Origin of the sequence: Brevibacillus sp. AG162 (genome assembly GCF_006715575.1) — a bacterium.
Taxonomy (GTDB): domain Bacteria; phylum Bacillota; class Bacilli; order Brevibacillales; family Brevibacillaceae; genus Brevibacillus; species Brevibacillus brevis.
Window position 1 is genome coordinate 55,421 of the sequence record NZ_VFNO01000012.1, and the last position, 18,862, is coordinate 74,282.

The 18,862-nt window shown below is 46.4% G+C and carries 16 protein-coding genes and 1 riboswitch; of the genes, 3 read left to right on the forward strand and 13 right to left on the reverse strand.

The genetic code is table 11. The features are described 5' to 3' along the window. Window positions 1-155: 155 nt before the first annotated feature. Window positions 156-959 (reverse strand): helix-turn-helix domain-containing protein, encoded by an 804-nt coding sequence (locus FB479_RS26190; RefSeq protein ID WP_185746422.1) that lies wholly within the window; start codon window positions 957-959, stop codon window positions 156-158. 115 nt (window positions 960-1,074) lie between these two features. Here FB479_RS26190 and FB479_RS26195 point away from each other — a divergent pair, with 115 nt between their 5' ends. Next, a complete protein-coding gene (locus FB479_RS26195; protein ID WP_142067228.1) occupies window positions 1,075-1,524 on the forward strand; it encodes an SRPBCC family protein in 450 nt (149 codons plus the stop codon). A gap of 57 nt (window positions 1,525-1,581) precedes the next feature. Here the strand turns inward: FB479_RS26195 and FB479_RS26200 are convergent, their stop codons facing one another. The 8 genes from FB479_RS26200 to FB479_RS26235 form a co-directional block, all read right to left on the reverse strand. Continuing rightward, a complete protein-coding gene (locus tag FB479_RS26200) occupies window positions 1,582-3,231 on the reverse strand; it encodes a peptide ABC transporter substrate-binding protein (protein ID WP_142067229.1) in 1,650 nt (549 codons plus the stop codon). A 187-nt stretch (window positions 3,232-3,418) separates the two neighbouring features. After that, window positions 3,419-4,258 (reverse strand): MetQ/NlpA family ABC transporter substrate-binding protein, encoded by an 840-nt coding sequence (locus tag FB479_RS26205; protein WP_106652664.1) that lies wholly within the window; start codon window positions 4,256-4,258, stop codon window positions 3,419-3,421. Between the two features lie 59 nt (window positions 4,259-4,317). Further along, window positions 4,318-4,983 carry a methionine ABC transporter permease gene (locus tag FB479_RS26210; RefSeq protein WP_142067230.1) on the reverse strand — a complete coding sequence of 222 codons (666 nt, stop codon included), beginning with the start codon at window positions 4,981-4,983 and terminating at the stop codon, window positions 4,318-4,320. Continuing rightward, the gene (locus FB479_RS26215) at window positions 4,984-5,997 is read right to left on the reverse strand and encodes a methionine ABC transporter ATP-binding protein (RefSeq protein ID WP_047074071.1); all 1,014 of its coding nucleotides are present in this window, start codon (window positions 5,995-5,997) and stop codon (window positions 4,984-4,986) included. It abuts the gene before it with no gap. Window positions 5,998-6,096: 99 nt separating this feature from the next. Continuing rightward, window positions 6,097-6,213, reverse strand: a riboswitch (SAM riboswitch). 118 nt (window positions 6,214-6,331) lie between these two features. Then, window positions 6,332-7,492, reverse strand: coding sequence for a Ger(x)C family spore germination protein (locus tag FB479_RS26220; protein WP_142067231.1), 1,161 nt, complete (start codon window positions 7,490-7,492; stop codon window positions 6,332-6,334). Next, a complete protein-coding gene (locus tag FB479_RS26225; RefSeq protein ID WP_142067232.1) occupies window positions 7,473-8,603 on the reverse strand; it encodes a GerAB/ArcD/ProY family transporter in 1,131 nt (376 codons plus the stop codon). The genes FB479_RS26220 and FB479_RS26225 overlap by 20 nt, the downstream gene beginning before the upstream one ends. 17 nt (window positions 8,604-8,620) lie before the next feature. Continuing rightward, window positions 8,621-10,069 carry a spore germination protein gene (locus FB479_RS26230; protein WP_142067233.1) on the reverse strand — a complete coding sequence of 483 codons (1,449 nt, stop codon included), beginning with the start codon at window positions 10,067-10,069 and terminating at the stop codon, window positions 8,621-8,623. A gap of 97 nt (window positions 10,070-10,166) precedes the next feature. Then, window positions 10,167-11,153, reverse strand: a complete 987-nt coding sequence (locus FB479_RS26235) for an LCP family protein (RefSeq protein WP_142067234.1) — start codon at window positions 11,151-11,153, stop codon at window positions 10,167-10,169. A 186-nt stretch (window positions 11,154-11,339) separates the two neighbouring features. Here FB479_RS26235 and FB479_RS26240 point away from each other — a divergent pair, with 186 nt between their 5' ends. Beyond that, window positions 11,340-12,569 (forward strand): MFS transporter, encoded by a 1,230-nt coding sequence (locus tag FB479_RS26240; RefSeq protein ID WP_142067235.1) that lies wholly within the window; start codon window positions 11,340-11,342, stop codon window positions 12,567-12,569. Window positions 12,570-12,626: 57 nt separating this feature from the next. On the opposite strand, the gene FB479_RS26245 is transcribed toward FB479_RS26240, so the two are convergent. Next, on the reverse strand, window positions 12,627-14,345 hold the full coding sequence (locus FB479_RS26245; protein ID WP_142067236.1) for a DUF4179 domain-containing protein: 1,719 nt from the start codon (window positions 14,343-14,345) through the stop codon (window positions 12,627-12,629). Continuing rightward, window positions 14,342-14,896, reverse strand: coding sequence for an RNA polymerase sigma factor (locus FB479_RS26250; protein ID WP_142067237.1), 555 nt, complete (start codon window positions 14,894-14,896; stop codon window positions 14,342-14,344). Before FB479_RS26250 ends, FB479_RS26245 begins: the two co-directional genes overlap by 4 nt. Window positions 14,897-15,236: 340 nt before the next feature. On the opposite strand from FB479_RS26250, the gene FB479_RS26255 reads away from it, so the two are divergent. Further along, entirely contained in the window at window positions 15,237-16,487 is a 1,251-nt protein-coding gene (locus FB479_RS26255) for an MFS transporter (RefSeq protein WP_185746423.1), read from the forward strand. 90 nt (window positions 16,488-16,577) lie between these two features. On the opposite strand, the gene FB479_RS26260 is transcribed toward FB479_RS26255, so the two are convergent. Beyond that, window positions 16,578-17,279: an SDR family oxidoreductase gene (locus FB479_RS26260; protein WP_142067239.1), complete on the reverse strand. Its 702-nt coding sequence runs from the start codon at window positions 17,277-17,279 to the stop codon at window positions 16,578-16,580. A gap of 1,102 nt (window positions 17,280-18,381) precedes the next feature. Next, window positions 18,382-18,810, reverse strand: coding sequence for a BrxA/BrxB family bacilliredoxin (locus FB479_RS26270; protein WP_106652654.1), 429 nt, complete (start codon window positions 18,808-18,810; stop codon window positions 18,382-18,384). Window positions 18,811-18,862: the final 52 nt, after the last annotated feature.

Sequence of the window (18,862 nt, forward strand, 5' to 3'; positions counted from 1 at the left end):
TTTTAAGTAAAATTAATTATGTTTTATTCAAACATCAAATTCTATTAAAGGAAATAAATTCGGTAGTTTCATCATGATGAAGTATGCCTCGTACATAAAAATTTATGCAGAATGAAACAACCCCTCCAGCCAAAAGGTGAAGGGGTTCACTATGATTACATTTGGGCTCGTCGATACTCGTTCGGCGCTACACCGACGATTGCTCGAAAATCTCGAATAAAGTGAGAGTGATCGTAGTAGCCAAGAGAGGTAGACAGGTCCAGCCAATCTTGGACTGTTCCCTGGTCAATCTGCTCTGCCGCCTCATGCAGTCTGTATCGTTGGATGACCGACTTCGGGCTGACGCCTACATAACGATCAAACAAGCGCTGCATCGTCCGCATGTTCATTCCGGTCAACTGTACCGCATCCTCGACCTTAAGTACGGATCGATCTGCCTGAATCATCCTGACGATTTCACTGATGCGCGCTACATTCGGGTCAGGCTTTGGCAAATGTTTGAATAGAAAGGCTTCTACCCTTTTCATCATTTGCTGATCATCTGGCAGGCTTAGCACTTCTTTCTCAAGCTGCTCGGTTGCAACACCAAATACAGCTTCCAGACTCGTAAAAGTGCCACTCAGCTTTGATACCGGGGCATTCAGAAACGGATAAAAACCTCCGGGCCTAAATTTCACTCCGAAAACGTGACCTTGTCCCTCTAATAGATGCGAGGAAGTCGTACGGGCTACACCAAAAATGCCAGTTGCTCCTTTTTCAAACACCAGATTCACATTGGGATGAGCCAGTACGGTTTGCGAGTAAGGAAGTTCCGTACGCAAATCCCACCGGACAACCCAGTAATGCTGCACGAAGTAGCTGATTTCAGCAGATGGCTCGTATCTGTCCAGCGAAAATTTCTTCTGTCCAATCATCGCATGCAGTACTCCCTTTGGGAGCTTGGCAGTCTGATTTTCCAAGGCGCGCCTCCTGACGTGTTTTTACAATACACACTTCCGAATTCTTCTTATAGTAAGAGTAGTAGTTGAGAGACTTGATTACAATTCCCAAATGAAAAAATCAGGGGGTAAAACAATGGATCTTCGCTTTGATTTCTACATTGGTGCTACGCCAGAGCAGGTCTGGCATGTCCTTACTTCCGATGATGGCGTAAAGAGTACTTTCTTTGGCTGTACGATCCGCTCGACTTTTCAAGTAGGCGATGAGATGGCTTACGTGGGTCCGGGAAAAGACGGTGACGACACAGTGCATGTATACGGGAAAATTTTGCAGTTCGAACCTCATCACATTTTCAGTTTCACTGAACATCCTGGTCCTGCCTACTACGAGAATCATGCGGAATTGCAGTCTCGTGTCACGATTACCTTAGAACCGGTTGGCGGTTGCACCAAGCTGACACTGATCCAGGATCAATGGACAGAAAACCATCCCTCCCACGCAAGTGCGAGCAACAATTGGCCGATGATGCTCTCGTCGATCAAGACGTATACGGAGACAGGCAAGACACTTGATTTTGGCTACTAATACAAAAGAATCCCGAGACCAGCAATTTCGTTGGCCTCGGGATTTTTGTTATATTCGTTACTCCGTCATTTCTGCCCACTTCAAGTCGATAAATCCGAGCCCATCCACTTGTACGCCTTTTACCTTGTCGCTTTGTACCCAGACATCCACATCCGTGAACATGGGGATCAAAGGCATGGCATCCATGAAGATTTGCTCAGCCTCGCCAAACAGCTGCTTGCGCTTCTCTGGGTCCGTTTCTACCGATGCCTGCTTCAGCAGCTCCTGATAGCGCGGATCTTCCCAGCCCGTGTCGTTGTTGCCTGTTTTACCATCTCGGAACATTTCCAGGTAGTTCATTGGATCATTAAAGTCTGCATTCCAGCCGATACGGCCTATTTCGTAATTGAGCTCATGCATATCCTGCAAGTGAACAGTGGCCTCCTTCACCATGAGTTTTACTTCAATGCCAAGCTTTTGTTTCCATTGGTCCTGAATTGCTTCAGCAATTTTCTTATGTCTGTCGCTTGGATTGTAAGACAAAGTGATCGGAGGCAGCTTCGTTACGTTAAGCTCCTTCATGCCTTCTTCCAACAGCTTTTTGGCTGTTTCTACATCATTATCCTTGAAGTAGCCATCTTTATTGATAATCATGGATTGCGGCAACATCCCCATCGTCGGCACTTGGCCCACTTGTGTAATGTTATCCACGATGGTCTGACGGTCAACCGAGTATGCCAATGCTTTACGAATTTTTACATTGCTGAGCGGGCCTTTTGTCGTGTTCAACTTGTACCAGTACATCGTCGCTTTTGGATGCACCACGAGCTTGCCTGTTTCTTTCAATGTCGGAATCGCATCAGTGGGAAGCCCGCCGAGTGGCTGACCTGCCCAATCCAGCTCTCCGTTCTCGAACATGGACAGGGCTGTATTATCGTCCTCGATCATCGTAAACTCAATGCGATCGAGCTTCACTACGTCTTTTTCCCAGTAGTGCTCATTCTTTTCCAGCACGATCTTGCTCTTGTGCTCCCACGCTGTCATCTTAAATGGACCGTTGCTTACATGCGTTGCTGCTTCGTTTGCCCATTTCGGATTGGCTTCCACTACTTTTTGATTAACCGGGTAGTATGTGTAGAAAGACGTCAGCTCCAGGAAGTAAGGCGTAGGATTCTCCAGCGTGACTTCCAGTGTTTTGTCATCGATTGCCTTTGCACCGAGTTCGTCTGGCTTCGCCTTGCCTTCGTGAATCAGCTTCGCGTTTTTAATGTAGTACAGCTGATAGGCATACTCAGCACCGAGGGTCTTGCTAAGTGCACGCTTCCATGCATACACGAAGTCATGGGCAGTCACTGGATCACCATTGCTCCATTTCGAATCGCGGAGAGTGAACGTATACACCAGTTTGTCATCCGAGAGCTTCACATCGGATGCTACTGAATTCACTGGCTTTGCGTTTGCATCGAAGCGAGTCAAGCCATCAAACGTAGCACGCACAATTGCTCCCGCAGTGGCATCCTTCGCAAGACCGGGGTCCGCTGTCGCAGGCTCACTCATAATGTTCGCCCGAAATACCTGCGACTTTGCATTTGCAGGCTTTTCAGAGGGCGCTGCGGTTCCCTCGGCTGGTGGGGTTGTTGTTGATGGCTGCGTACTTGTTGAGCATCCAGCTAATACGCTTCCGGCGACCAGCATCGCGCCAAGAAACAACTTGAGATTTTGTTTCATCAGAAAATTCCCCCTTATCTATATTTTCTCATTTCAAACACAATATACTCGACAGGAATTGGGTTGAATACGGGGTTGCGATAGATTTAATTTAATTTTATGAAAATTCACTAAACTATAAATAAAAGTAAAGCCCAACCAGCTTTTCGGCCAGTTGGGCTTTGTTGATCGATCAATTATTTCTACTTTAGAACGCTGGAATAATCGCGCCTTTGTATTCATCTTCAATGAACTTTTTCACTTCAGGTGAGTTCAGTTCTTTCACCAGCTTTTGAATGGCTTCGGAATCTTTGTTGTCAGGACGAGCTACCAGGAAGTTTGCGTATGGAGAATCTTTATCTTCAATAAACAGGGCGTCTTTGGTTGGAACAAGCTTTGCTTCCAGCGCATAGTTGGTGTTGATCAACGCCAGATCTACTTCTTCCAGAACGCGCGGCAGCATTGCTGCTTCTACTTCTTTGAACTTCAGGTTTTTCTTGTTCTCAACAACATCTTTCACTGTACCGCTGATGCCGGCGCCTTCTTTCAGCTTGATCACGCCGTTTTTCTCCAAGAGTGCGAGTGCGCGACCGCTGTTTGTTGGATCGTTTGGCAGCGCGATTGTTGCGCCATCAGCTAATTCATCTACAGATTTCACTTTTTTGCTGTAAGCGCCGAATGGCTCGATGTGTACAGCGACTACTGGCTCCAGGTTCATGTTTTGTCCTTTATTGAAGTCTTCCAGGTAAGGCTTGTGCTGGAAGAAGTTAGCGTCGAGTTGTTTTTCGTTCACTTGAACGTTGGGTTGTACGTAATCCGTGAATTCTTTAACTTCCAGATTCACGCCTTGTTCTTTCAGTTTTGGTTGAACCAGCTTCAAGATTGCTGCATGTGGAACGGGAGAAGCGCCTACCTTCAATGTTACTTCCTGTTGTCCGCCTTGTGCGCCGCCTTCAGCTGGAGCAGGTGCTGTTTCCGTTTTGCCTCCGCAAGCTGCCAAAGAAAATGCCAATACAGTAGAAAGTACAGATACGACTAGCTTTTTCATGAATGATTTCCCCCTTGCATGTATTTATCTTATTATTTGAAACCCTATATGGAAAAATCCTACTTGCGGCTGAACTTGAGAACCAGACGGTCCCCCAGCGATTGTAAGATTTGTACCATCACCAGCAAAATAACAACAGTCACAATCATGACATCGGTTTGGAAACGCTGATAACCGTATCGGATCGCCAAGTCACCCAAACCACCGCCGCCAATTACCCCAGACATTGCAGTGTAGGAGACCAGCGTAACCGTCGTGATCGTAATACCCGCGATCAGGCCTGATCTAGACTCTGGCAAAAGGACATTCCAGACGATCTGCCAATTGGAAGCCCCCATAGATTGTGCGGCCTCAATCACGCCTTTATCAATCTCACGCAGCGAGGTTTCCACCAAACGCGCGAAAAACGGAGCGGCACCAAATACAAGCGGCGGAATGGCACCCAGTACGCCGAGTGAGGTTCCTACGATCATTTTCGTCACAGGAATCAGCAGGATCATCAAAATGATAAACGGTACCGAACGCAATACGTTGACAACGAATGATGCGATCGTATAAAAAGTGCGGTTTTGCAGAAGCTGTCCGCGTGAAGTCAAAAACAGAATGATGCCCAACGGCAAACCAATCAGGACGGTAAACAGAGTGGAGAAGCCGAGCATCGTGAGCGTGTCCATCGTACCTTCGCCGATTTCAGCCCAATCCACATTTTCGAATGTCCAGTCCATTTATATCACCTCTACTTCCAAGCCACGTTGGCGCAGCGTCTCAATGGTCTTTTGATTCTGTGCGACATCGCCTTCCAGCTCGATCACCAACTGACCATACGGCGTATCTTTCATACGGGAGATCGTTCCCTGCAAAATACTGAACACCGTACCTGTCTCTTGCATCGTTTGGAACAGGATCGGCTGGTACGTTTTTTCTCCGAGGAAGGTGACACGAGCAATCGTGCGGTTCCCCGAAGCCTTTTCGTGCTCGACTGCTTCGCGCAGCTCTGTAGAATCCGCTACTTGCTCCACGAATTCCTGTGTCGTTGGATGCTTCGGACGAAGGAATACATCCAGTACGTTACCCGACTCGACGATCTTTCCTCCATCAATCACGCCGACACGATCACAAATAGAGCGAATGACGTGCATCTCGTGGGTAATCAACACAATGGTCAAGCCCAGCTTGCGGTTGATATCCAAGAGGAGTGCGAGAATGGAATTCGTTGTCTGCGGATCGAGAGCCGAGGTAGCTTCGTCACAGAGCAGCACTTTTGGATCATTCGCGAGCGCACGGGCGATCCCGACACGCTGCTTCTGTCCGCCAGACAGCTGAGACGGATATTTGTCCTTATGTGCCTCTAACCCAACCAGCTTCAGCAGCTCGTTTACTTTCTTATCAATTTCTGCCTTCGGACGCTTTGCCAGCTTGAGCGGGAACGCGACATTTTCGCCGACTGTCGAAGAAGACAGCAAGTTGAAGTGCTGAAAAATCATGCCGATTGCGCGGCGCTTTTCTTGCAGCTTGCCTTCATCCAGCTTTGTTAAATCGACGCCGTCTACAATAACTTCCCCTGAAGTTGGGCGCTCTAGCAAATTGATGCACCGGATCAATGTACTTTTCCCTGCACCAGAGTGTCCGATAATCCCGTATATTTCACCTTGCTCTATGGAAAGGTCGATCCCCGTTAACGCTGGGATGGTTTTACCTTGTACTTGATAGCTTTTATGCAAATGACGCAGTTGGATCAACGCATCCACCTCCCGACCACAATCTTGATAAAATATGAAAACCCCTTTTTCATAAACGAAAAAGGGGCTGCAACGCAATGTATACGTTCGCATCCACCCTTCTCATCTACACAAGATCCAAACAATCCTGTAGGAATTGGCACCGCGACGTTCATTCGAAAATGAACCGGCTGCCGGGCTTCATAGGGCCTGTCCCTCCGCCTCTCTTGATAAGAAAGATATCTACGTATATTATGTTCGTTTTTTCTCTTTCATGATGATACAAAACGGATTATATCCTTTTTGAAAATATCACGTCAATAGTAATAGTAGGAAAAGTTTTTTTGTATCACACTTAGTCCATTACACCATTACGGGTAACTGTCGCCTTTACTTGAAATTCAAACTTCGCCTTTTTGTACTTCTCTCTCCATTCATCCATAGCCATTTTCTCTTTTCCCCTCACGTTTGCCTTATAGACAATGCCAAAGCCAGTCGGGTCGACCTCCAAATCTTGGAGCTTTTTCATGACTATCCTTGCTTGTCTTACTAATTCCTTCTCCAGGGCCTCCTCCATCTTCCTCATCAACCTCGGATTATCCAGCTTAATCGGAACGGTCAGCTCCAAAATGCGGGCTTTTAGATGGATATTCACTTTGAATTTTGGTGGATCAACCTGTTCCAATTGGACTTTTGACTCGCTGTTGATCGTATCAAAGACTAATTGCACCTCTTCTTTTTCTCCCGCTGGGCTGTTTGGAGTCATATTAAAAGTTTTAGCAGGGACTGATATCTCATAGCTGCCCGTCTTGTACTTGCCCCGAATCAGCTTTAAGATAAATGCTTCGCTGGGAGAAATCGAATCAATATATTTATCTCCTTTAAACAACGCCACGCCTTTGATAACAATTTCGTCTCCTTTGCGTGATACATAGGGCATTTGCGAATCGATTCCCTCGTCATAATAGGCTCGAATAAATTCATGAATCGTTGAGGATGGGATTTTCTCACCTTTGATATTTTGATCGATCATCCGATACATGTACGTTCCAATATTGCCCTGTGATTTATAGGGATATGTCAGTAATTCATATGTCTCCCCCTCGTACACACAAAGGAAGATTCTGCTTGAGAGCGATGGATCGCGGTACAGCGTATCGATTAGGCTTCCGATTCCTGCCTTGGCCATATCCTTTCCATAGAGCGCTACCCGCAACTGGCCTGCCAAGACACGTTTGTCCGACTGCAAGTTTGTCTTATCCCTTATGCCCTTGCTCGTCTCTCCAACATCAGACATTATCTGCATTTTTTCTTTTGCCTCGGGATTAATGGAGGGCATTACAATGGTTGCCCGAATATTTCTATCTTTTGTCAGGTCGTATCCAACCAGGGTTACGAGACCTGTTTCATCAAAAATTTGTTGATTAGAGCACCCCGCAACTGAAAAAAGGAGCACAAGCAAAAGGGTAAACCCTCTCTTCTCGATCAACCATCCCTTATTTTGGCACCGATACATCAGCAGATTCCTCCTTGACTCCACCTGTCCCCTGCCTCCAAGCTACCAACAGGTAAAGAACATAAGGATACGCATAAGCCAGATACATCCCAATCTGGCCGTAAATATCGTTCATTGTGTTCATTTCCTCTCTAGTGACAATGAACAGCGAAGATATGAATATGATCGGCAATATACTATACAAGATATTTCTCATATTCCAGCCAAAAATCCGTTTCAATCCTCGTACTCCAGACCAGATGTACATAATGACATTCGGAAGGATAATGATCATCCAGATGGAGATGGCAACCAGCTCAAACCGCTCCAGAATTGGGAAGTACACCATTTTTTTCAAATTCAAAGTTGGCCATATGGTTCTCATCAATTGCCCCTGACTGAAAAACACCAAGGAAACAATCATCACAAACAAGTAGATCAAGTTGGTTGTCAGCGCGCCAAACTGCGCCCCCCGATTTAAGCGCTCTTTATCCTGCACAAAGGGATAGACGGCATACAGTACTTCAAATCCAATCGTTGACAATGACATGCCTATCATCCCTTTTAGCAGTTGCCCTATATTCGCTTCCAATACCGGACGTAAATAATCCCATTCAGCAAAGCGCAAGGGAAAGAACAAATCACCAACCAACCAGATCGCAACAGATACAGAGAAAAAAATATACCCGGCAATAATCCGAATTCCCCCAAGAATCGTGTACCAGGCAAGAAAGAGGATAATGGCGGTCAACACCCATGTAGCCAATTTGGGAAAAACCCAAGTCTGCACAACCTCGACATAACCGCGCAGAATAATCGTTGCCGACAAGAAAAAATACAAGATATAAAACAGGCTCAAAAATGCCCCTAGGTGTTTCCCGTAAACCTCCTGATGAATTCCGTAAAGGTCGGCGGACGGATATCTCTTCAAAGTCTTTAAGATGACCCAGATGGTTACATGCGTCACAATGCCTGCCATCAAGACGGATATCCACGCATCATGTCCAGCTTCTTTGGCTACAACTCGCTGGAATCCCAGGATCCCAACCCCGACTTGCGTGGATAGCACAATAAAACCCGTGTGAAGAGACGAAATGGTGTTACCAGCTTTGACCTCATCATTGACCTTCATAAACTCCCTCTCTCTCGTTAATCGATGTCCTCTTTTTGCCTCCCCCTCTCAGGGTCGAACCGCATCTTCTGTTTTGGAGTAAAAAACATAAGTCGTCTCGGTAGTAAGGACAAAGGTGCGCGTATCAAGCTATTTTTCCAATCCGAAAAGCGCACGGGAAAAACCGGATACATATAAGGGCGGCCCAAACTCTTCTGGCGCAATAAATGACTTGCAAGAAAGCTGAAGCCTGCCACGATACCAACTGCCCCCAAAAGGCCAGAGAGGAGTATCATCGGAAAACGGATGACCCTGATGGTGGAACTGATCATATAGCTGGGTGCAATAAAGGAAGAAAGGGCTCCTAACGCCACGATAATAATCAAGATATTGCTGGTAAACCCCGCCTGCACGGTTGCCTGTCCGATCACGATACCGCCAACGATACCGATCGTCTGCCCCACTTTCGTGGGCAATCTCGCTCCTGCTTCCCGCAACAGTTCAATGATGAGCTCCATGAAGATCGCTTCCCAGAGAGGGGGAAAAGGTACGCGCGATCTTGACTGAGCGAGCGAAAGCAGTAAATCAGCCGGAATCATTTCATAATGGAACGTAAGTGTGGCCACATAGATGGGCGTCAATAGAAGAGAAATAAACATGGCAATGATTCGCATCACACGATTAAAACTGGCCAGGTTCCATCTCAAATAGTAGTCATCAGGTGACTGGAAAAACCGCAAAAAGGTGGTTGGTCCCAAGATTACAAACGGACTGCCCTGCGCAATCACCACAATCTGGCCATGACGCAATCCTTGCACTGCACGGTCCGGTCGTTCCGTCAATTGAATTGTTGGAAATATCGACATCTCGTTATCTGCCAGATATTGAGCCAATATGCCCGCATCCATATCGCTCTCCGCTCGGATATCCTGAAGACGCTGCCTTATTGTATTTACATTTTCCGGGTCTGCTATTCCGTCCAAATAAAGAATGGAAACCTCTGTCGGAATCAACTCGCCAACTGAGAGTCGTTCATGGAACAGTAATGAGCTTGGCAAATACTTGCGAAGAATGCAGAGGTTGACCTGAATATCTTCCACAAAGGCGAGCTGAGGCCCCAACACCACTGTTTCAATTTCAGCAGACTGCACACTCCTTCCAACCGTATCCTCGCTAGGGACTGTAACACCGTAATTAGCCCCTTCCACGTGGATGTAGATGTCCCCGCTCAATATTCTGGAGATCGCATCTGTTTCCCGAAAGATACGGTTCCCTCCAGCTGTTCCAAGCTGTTGCTCGACATGTTCAATTCCTGCCTCATCCAGACAAAGAAGACGGAGTTTGGGCATTAGTTCGTTGTAAACTACTTTGGAGTCAGCCATGCTGGATAAAAAATATATTTGTACGCGTCCATCTGGCCGATCAACATGCTCGATAACCAAATCTGCCGTATGAGTAAACCACCTACGATTACCCTCCCGATCCATACCATCACCCCATTTCTAGAAAACCATGGTTAGTCTTCCCTGAAACATGTAAAAACTTGCCTTTCCCCATGATTTTTTCCACAAAAAAACAGCACGCCTAATTTCGCGTGCTGTCTGTATTGCCCTCTATTGTCCGTTCTGCTTCCGGTATAGCAGGTTTGGTTTTCTCCTGGATAAACAACTGAACCCGATCGACATCAGGAATCAAAACAGAGCCTGCCCGGTTTGATTCACGGAACATCCCCATTGGCGGCAATTGATAGTTGCCTGGCTGTAGCGTGTTTAATTTTAACCCGAGTGCAGACAGCTTCAGCATGTCCACCGAGCTAATATTGGTTTGAACATACGGTGTTACTTCCTTCAAAATGGTAGGAAGCTGCATCAGCGTCGTACCATTCTTCATCTGATCCACGACTGCCGTCATTAATTTGCGCTGACGCTCCGTCCGAGTATAATCGGAGGTCGCATCATGGCGGAAACGAACATATTGCAAGGCTTTGTCTCCATCCAGCTTTTGCAGACCTTTTTTCAGATTAATATCGTAGGCGCCTTTGTCTGTCGGGTCATGATAATACATGTTTTTTTCTACATCGATCTCGACTCCACCTACTGCATCAATCAGAGCCTTGAAGCCTTCAAAGTCAGTAATCACGTAACGATCTACTGGAAGTCCAGTGAACTGACTAACCGTTTCCATTGCCAGCTCAGGTCCACCTTCTACAATCGCTGAGTTGATCCGCGAGCTGCCTCTACCGGGAATATCTACATACGTATCACGCAGGATTGAAAACATGTCATAACGTTTCCCCGCAGGATCGATGCTGACCAGCATCATGGAGTCAGAACGAGGAAGCCCGTTATTTTTCATTCCTCTGCGGTCTACCCCCATCAGCAGGATATTGACTCGTTCCTTGCCGTCCCACTCTGGTATTTCTGCAGCTTTGGTGGAATTTCCACCACTAGGCGGTGCGATATTGGGCTCTTGAATATTTTGAGTAAATTGATAAAAAGAGTATCCGTAATATCCTGCTGTCGCAGCCATCACAACAAGCAAAAGAAGCAACACTCGTTTCCATATTTTCATAAAGTCCACCTTTATTCTCTCTATCCTCAGTTGATGTCATCTCTCCACTTTGATTAGTATACTCGAATTTGCGGAAAGTGGAGCAGCCTTTATTTGGGTACCTACGACATTATAAACATTTAAATTTACAAAGTTTAGAATATTAGCTATACTATTCTTATCCTTAATGGTAAGGGGTGCATTCGCGTGATATCACCGTCAGCTTTCCTCAATCGCTATCCACGTGAGGCCATTTTCTTCCTCATCGCCAGCTTTATTAACTCCTCCGGGAGCGCTTTTATGTGGCCACTTACTACCTTATACGTACATACCATTTTGCAACGCTCGATGACGGAAGCCGGATTCGTCCTGATGATCCAATCTCTGGCGGGAATCTTCGGCCAATTCATCGGTGGATCGTTGTTTCATCGACTAGGTGCCAAGCGACTTATTGTCGGCGCATTGATTATTCAAGGACTTATTCAATTCTCCATTCCTTTCGTTCAGAGCTGGCCTGTCTACCTGATTCTCATGATGGGGCTTGGCTTTACGTTCAACCTGTCATTCCCGGCCATTCAGGCATTTATCGGTTTTCGCTGGAAAGAACAGCGCCGAGAATTGTTTAACATCGTCTACGTCGGCAATAATTTGGGGATGGCAATCGGAACTGCATTGGCTGGCGTCATTGCCACCTTATCCTTCCAGCTTACATTTTGGTTCAACAGCACGAGCACCTTATTGTTTGCCTTGTTCTTCTTCCTTTTTATGAAGAACATATCCCATCAGGAGCTGGTCGGAGAGAACCTGGAAGAACAGCAAAAGCATCGCGTGAAAAATAACTTTACCCTGCTATTCCGCTACCAATTGTACTTGTTTATGGCATTGGGCGCAGCATTCATTTTCTTTTCCAATACGGTATGGAATACAGGCGTCGCTCCTTATATTACCGAACAAGGTATGCCTCTGTCTTCGTATAGCTGGCTGTGGACCATCAACGGGATTATCATTTTTGCCGGGCAGCCCATCACGTCTTGGATCAAGCGGCTGTTGAATCAGAGCCTGTCTGCACAGCTCGTCGTCAGTGCCATCGCGTATGCTGTCGGTTTTGGGTGTATGCTTGTCTACCACGGTAGTTATTACGCATTTGTTGTCGGAATGGTTATCACTACATTTGGAGAAATGCTCATCTCACCCACTATCCCTACTTTTATATCGGAAAAAACCGGAGAGAATGCACCATTTTATTTGGGGGTCGTTGGGGCGATTACAACCGGTGGGAGACTGCTGGGGCCTTTGGCTATGGGGTTCATGTATGACCATGGTGGAATTCATCCAACTCTGTTCTTGGCAACGCTTGTCTCAGCGGGTTCGGTCCTGCTCTGTTTGTTGCATGCTTATTTTCATCGGGAAAAACGAACTGAGGTTGCCAAATACTAATTTCACTGCAAAGAAGCCGCCAGATCCTTTTACAGGACCGAGCGGCTTTTTGTTAAACTATTTCTTTTCTTCCTTAATGGATACTTCCCAATCTGCCTTATGCTCTTTGTACATCGCGTTGAAACCAACCGTCAGTTCCTTCACATCTGCATTTTCACTCCAAACCTTCAGTTGGCCTGTGATGTTCAATGTGCCGTCCTTATTGACTGTCTGGTCGAATAAGAAATTGCCCCCTTCATCATTTCCCTTATCATCGGACACCTTCCAATCGTATGGAACTCCGACGATATCTTTGGCAAACTTGCCCTCTACCTCAATTGTGTAAACCGATCTATCATTTTCCATTTCCTTCTTCACGGATTTAAAAGTAAACTCATTTCCGTCACTTTTTACAGTGATCGGTTTCTTTTTCAGTTCAGCCAATGGCAGCTTTGCCTGGAGTGTTGACTTTTCTGCTGTATAGACTGCATCAAGCTTCAGTGTCAGGTTCTTGGCCGGGTCTATTGGCATGTACGTATGAACCCAACTCGTCAATGGTTCCGTTCTTGTATAGTCCATGTGCGAGTAACTCCCCGCGCCATAACTCTCGCTTATGATAACGAGATTGTCATCCCTATCATCGTCGTGCATCATGTCATCCCATTTGCCCACTACGGTACCCGTTTCATCCAGGAGCTCGTAACGAATGCCCTGTAGTTTTCTATCCGGCTTGCTGGTCGTGAACTCTAGCTCCGTACCAGTGGGAGCGAAGCGCGCTTCCTTTAACTCCACTGTCGTCCCGGTCGGGGTTTCTAACTGCTTATTCACCGCTGCTGTTTTCATGGCTGCTTTTGCTGGGCGCATATCAATTGGGATATCGAAATTCCATGTGCCTTTCGTATCTGTCAGGCGCTTCACCCGCAGTTCCAAAATCAATTCGTCCGGCATTGGATTCGCTTCATTAAAGAATGCGTCCATATCGCTTCCGTAGCCGTAGGCGAAGTTTTCACCATTCGGCAGCGGCAGCCAGCGCAGCAATTCCTGCGATTTATCATCTATTCTCGTGATTACTTTTCCATTTTTATCCTTTAGTCGAACTTCCCTGAATTCATTCACATTGTCGCCTGTAATGACCGAGAACTGATCCTTCCAGAACGAAGGAATCTTTTTGTCTGACGAGTCCTTCACCGAGCCCAGAATCATGATTCGCAACGGATCGGCTACAACCGCATTGATTTCCATGGTCAGCCCTTGGTCTGTCACCTTCAAGTCAAGCGGCTGTACAAAGCCGTTTTCTGCCGCTTTCTTCACGCCAATGTCTGTCTGCTTTTTATCAAACAGGTCGACTACTTGTTTCGCATTGTAAGGCCCTTTTGTTACCGTTATCTCACTCGGATTGATCGAGGCATAAATTCCATTCATATAGTTCGCAAACGTAGGAGAAACTGCTGTTCCGAATGTAACCACCATAGCCAATCCTGCAACTGCAATCGTTGTTTTCTTCACTATATCCACACTCCGCTTTTTCCAATTTATTTGAACGGGTTGTTTTTGAACGGGTTTGAGTACGTTCATCGGGTAAGCGGGGAGCTTGTCCATGACATTTTGAACGGTTGCCTCCGTCTGCCAAACATCTTCCGCCACATCATCGAATGGATCCAGCTCATCCAAATATTGCTCAAACTTCAACTGGCACACGCTGCATGTATCCAGATGCCGTTGTACGTCTTGTTTCACTCGAAAAGGAAGCTTGTCTTCCAAATACGCGTTCAGCATGAATGTATCCAAGCATGTCATAGGTAGAGGTCCCCTCCTTTACCCGAATTCGCAATGGCATTTTTGAGCTTGGCCCTTCCTCTGGAAAGACGTGTTCGCACCGTACTGATGGGAACATCCAGCTCCTCGCTAATTTCTTCATAGCTCAAAAATTGGAGGTAACGCAGTTCCAGGACGACGCGGTATTTGGATTCCAGGGTCATCATCCGATTTTGCAAAAAGGCTCTCTGCTCCTTAGCAAGGTACTCCATTTCAGGTGTTTGGCTGGTAGCCACTTCAATCTCTGCTTCTGTAACCGCAATCGATCTTTTCCTGTTACGCAATTCATCGAAACAATAATTGGTAGCGATCCTGTAGAGCCAGGCACCAAATTCGTAGCTTTTGCTGTAGTCACCCAAATGGTAATACACCTTGATAAAGATCTCCTGAGCGATGTCCTGCTCAAGATGCGGCTGCTCGATCATCTTGCGAATGAGCAATCTGACCCTTTTGTTATATTTTTGTATGATCTGAGAATATGCCTCTTTGTTCCCCTGGAGGACCTCCTCAATGATCAGCCTGTCGTCCTGCATCTGTCTTCCTCCCCATATCAAAACCTGTATCAAGGGCTACAGGTTCAAAAAGGCACGCTGCGCAGCTATCGCCTTTTTGCTTGTACACTGTAATACGACGGAAAATGGTGGAAAAAGATCGCAACTTTTTTTGATAAATTTTTTGTAAGTGAAATAATGGAACGAAAAAGTGGAGGTTTGTATTACCTGAGAGTTATTTGCGGCAGTCGGGTAGCCTAAATAGCAATCGAGAAGAAATCACTGTAGACACTCATATGCTAATATAGGAATGTCTTTCGTACAGAGAGGATGGGAGACGGCATCTTACCATAACGAGAGAAAGAGAGGGTAAACATATTTGATGGAAGCCAATGATCATGTAGCGCCAAATCCACATTGGAAAAAGAACATTATTCTCTTTCTAAGCAGTCAGGCGATTTCACTTTTTGGATCATCTTTAGTTCAATATGCGATGATGTGGTATATAACGCTGAATACGCAATCCGGCATCATGATGACGTTGTATATCATTTGCGGCTTCATCCCTACTTTTCTTTTATCTCCCGTTTCGGGAGTTTGGGCAGACCGCTACAATCGCAAACTGTTGATCATTTATGCGGATGCAATGATTGCCTTTGCAACGCTTATACTCGCGATCGTCTTTTTAATGGGATACAATGCGACTTGGCTGCTCTTTCTCATGGCTGCTATTCGTGCAGTCGGAGCCGGTATTCAAACCCCGGCTGTCGGAGCTATTTTGCCGCAAATTGTACCAAGCGACCAACTGACGAGAATCAATGGCATAAACGGAAGCTTGCACGCTGTTATTATGTTTGTATCCCCGATGGTGAGTGCTGCATTACTTACCATGTCTACCATTGAAATGATTTTCTTTATTGATGTTATTACCGCATTGCTTGCCATTGGTACGTTGCTCGTATTCCTCAAGATTCCTTTACACGAGAAGGCTTCCGAAATACAAAAAACAAGCTACTTCAGCGATTTTAAAGAAGGATTAGTTTACATTAAAAACAATGATTTTCTGAAGAAATTCTTTCTATTCTTCGCCTTCTTCTTTATCTTGATGGCGCCCGCTGCATTTTTGACCCCTCTGCAAGTTACACGCAGCTTCGGCGACGAGGTTTGGCGGTTAACGGCCATCGAAATTGCTTTTTCAGTCGGGATGATGGCTGGCGGAGGAATTATTGCCTCTTGGGGAGGCTTTACAAACAGAGTGCACACCATGACATTCGCGAGCTTAATCATGGGGGCCTGCACATTAGCCCTTGGAATCATTCCGAACTTTTGGATTTATCTAGTCTTCATGGCTCTATTTGGCGTTGCCATGCCCATTTTCAATACCCCGACAATGGTTTTGGTTCAAGAGAAAGTGGATGAAAACTATATGGGAAGAATATTTGGTGTGTTCGGCATGATTTCCACGTCGATGATGCCAATGGGTATGCTTATTTTTGGACCGATCGCCGATGTTGTTAAAATTGAGTGGCTTCTGGTTGCAACGGGGCTGTTCATCTTAATACTGGCTATGTTATTAGGGAAAAATAAAGTATTAATACAAGCTGGAAAGCCAAAATTGAATGAATCTCCATAAATAAAGTCTCCCATCCACGGGAGATTTTTTTATACCAAAAAAGCTGCCGAGGGCATTCTCGGCAGTATGGTGAAACAATGGCAACGACATTCAGTTGTTTCTCACAGGTGGGCAGGTGAGCGATTTTCCGTTGTCTTGCGGACCTAGTCCGATGATGTACGGTACCGCCACACGGCTCCACTCTACTGGATTCGGTGCCGTGTCCACATCTTCTGGTGAGCATAAACGGAGCATGGATGTATCGATACTGCCTCCCGGATCAAGCGCCACTGCTGCCATTCCCTCAGGTAATTCTGCTGCCAATGATTGCGTCAATCCTTCGATGGCGAACTTCGAAGCGCAGTACGGCGATAAAAACGCTTCCCCGTGTCTTCCCCAGTACGAGCTGATATTTACGACGACTCCACCATTTGCGCGTTGAACCATAAACGGTAAAAAGGAGCGAATTACATAGAAAACACCATTCACATTGATGTCCATCACTCTCGAAAACTCACTTGCTGCAAGCCCAATGACTGGACTGTTCCGGTTAATAATGGAGGCATTGTTAATCAACAGATCGGGAACTCCCACCTCGGCTTTGACTTCCTCAGCCCATTTTTCCACCTGCTCCATTACCGAAACATCGACAACAGAAAAATGATGCTGGTCCCCGAATTGCTGACGCAGCCCTTGGACCTCTTTCTCCGAACGCCCGCAGCCTGCAACCGTCCAGCCTGCTTCGTGAAAACGATCCACCATTGCCCTGCCCAAACCACGTGTCACGCCTGTAATTACTACCAGCTTGCTCATTCGCTCTCCCCCTCTGTTATTATACTTATTAAACATTTTAGTATAATAACAAAAGGGAATCAATCCCAATAAATTGGAGTTTGGTACTCTTTTTGCGTTTCCTTGCTAATCAAGCCAAAGTGGTCTCTTCAGGATGCATTTCAGAGGTGGACGCTTAAAGGCGTGTTTCGCTTTTTGTATTGCGTCTCAGTCGGTGTCCCTAAGATCTTCGCTGTTTTCTCATATTTCCTCTACGAGCTTTCTGTAAAGCCTTGAAAGAATGTAAGGATGTCATCAGTAACGCAAGAGAAGAATATTTCCAGACGTAGCGACTTGTGTAGTCCCACCGAGCGGAGAAGTGAGTAGCGGGAAATAGAAACGCAACGTGCCCATACGACGAAGCGGCTACCACTTATGTGTTTCCCCGCTAATCACTTCGGAGCGGACAGTACAAGCTTCCTTGCCGGACGGAGCCTGGAGCCTAGAATGGAATATTCTTCTCTCCACCGCAGCCACATAACAAAAGGCTAAAGTTGCTGTAGTGGTAGGGAGGAAACAGGAGAAAACGCTCAGCTTCTAGGGCCACCCCCTGCGGGATGGAACTGCACGACTCCATGCAAAAAGCGAAACCGCGTCCAAAGTAGTCCATTCAGGATGTATTTCAGAGGTGGACGCTTAAGAGCATGTTTCGCTTTTTGCATTCCGTCTCGGTCGGTGTCCCTAAGATCTTCGCTTATTTCTCCTGTTTCCTCTACGAGCTTCTAGTGTTAGACGGGTTTTTAAAGTCTCAAAAGATTGAAGAATCACATCTGTCACGATAGAGAAGAATATTTCCAGACGTAGCGACTTGTGGAGTCCTACCGAGCGGAGGAGGGATTCGCGGGCAAAAGAAACGCAACGTGTCCATGCTACGTAGCGGCTACCACTTTTGCGTTTCCCCGCGAATCCCTTCGGAGTGGACAGTACAGGCTTCCCTGTGGGACAGAGCCTGGAGCCTAGTCTGGAAATATTCTTCTCCCCACTACAGCCACTTTTAAACTTCAAGAAGGAGCGACCGCGTTTTAGCGGAAAGTCTGTAAAAAAGACGCCCGTTGCCGGGCGCCTCGTGATGTTTCGTACTTCCTTATTTGTAAGTGTCGTAAGCGTTGGTCAACAAGCCTGCGATTGTTGCCAGATCATTGTTTTCGATCTGATGACGCTCGATCATCGTCTTGATTTCGCCGTCTTTCATGATCGCAAAGGATGGGGAAGACGGTGCATAGCCTTCGAAATACTCACGAGCTTTTGCAGTCGCTTCCTTGTCTTGACCTGCGAATACAGTGAAGATGTTATCCGGCTTTGTAGCGTGATTCAAGGAATGTACAACTGCTGGACGAGCGAGTCCTGCTGCGCAGCCACAAACCGAGTTCACAACAACAAGTGTCAGGCCTTTTGCATTCGGCAGTGCTTGCTCTACTTCTTCCGCAGTGCGAAGCTCTTGAAAACCGTTGCGAGTCAACTCATCGCGCATCGGTTGAATTACTTGGCTCATATATGCTTCATAAGACATCATTGGGCAACCTCTCCTTTGTATCACGTGTTCAACTTACTTATTATTATACCCC

Coding starts and splice junctions, on each gene's coding strand:
- FB479_RS26260 (WP_142067239.1), bottom strand. CDS start 17,279: ATGAGCAAGCTGGTAGTAATTACAGGCGTGACACGTGGTTTGGGCAGG.
- FB479_RS26200 (WP_142067229.1), bottom strand. CDS start 3,231: ATGAAACAAAATCTCAAGTTGTTTCTTGGCGCGATGCTGGTCGCCGGA.
- FB479_RS26270 (WP_106652654.1), bottom strand. CDS start 18,810: ATGATGTCTTATGAAGCATATATGAGCCAAGTAATTCAACCGATGCGC.
- FB479_RS26230 (WP_142067233.1), bottom strand. CDS start 10,069: ATGGATCGGGAGGGTAATCGTAGGTGGTTTACTCATACGGCAGATTTG.
- FB479_RS26220 (WP_142067231.1), bottom strand. CDS start 7,492: ATGTATCGGTGCCAAAATAAGGGATGGTTGATCGAGAAGAGAGGGTTT.
- FB479_RS26235 (WP_142067234.1), bottom strand. CDS start 11,153: ATGAAAATATGGAAACGAGTGTTGCTTCTTTTGCTTGTTGTGATGGCT.
- FB479_RS26225 (WP_142067232.1), bottom strand. CDS start 8,603: ATGAAGGTCAATGATGAGGTCAAAGCTGGTAACACCATTTCGTCTCTT.
- FB479_RS26205 (WP_106652664.1), bottom strand. CDS start 4,258: ATGAAAAAGCTAGTCGTATCTGTACTTTCTACTGTATTGGCATTTTCT.
- FB479_RS26195 (WP_142067228.1), top strand. CDS start 1,075: ATGGATCTTCGCTTTGATTTCTACATTGGTGCTACGCCAGAGCAGGTC.
- FB479_RS26245 (WP_142067236.1), bottom strand. CDS start 14,345: ATGACATGCTTGGATACATTCATGCTGAACGCGTATTTGGAAGACAAG.
- FB479_RS26255 (WP_185746423.1), top strand. CDS start 15,237: ATGGAAGCCAATGATCATGTAGCGCCAAATCCACATTGGAAAAAGAAC.
- FB479_RS26250 (WP_142067237.1), bottom strand. CDS start 14,896: ATGCAGGACGACAGGCTGATCATTGAGGAGGTCCTCCAGGGGAACAAA.
- FB479_RS26210 (WP_142067230.1), bottom strand. CDS start 4,983: ATGGACTGGACATTCGAAAATGTGGATTGGGCTGAAATCGGCGAAGGT.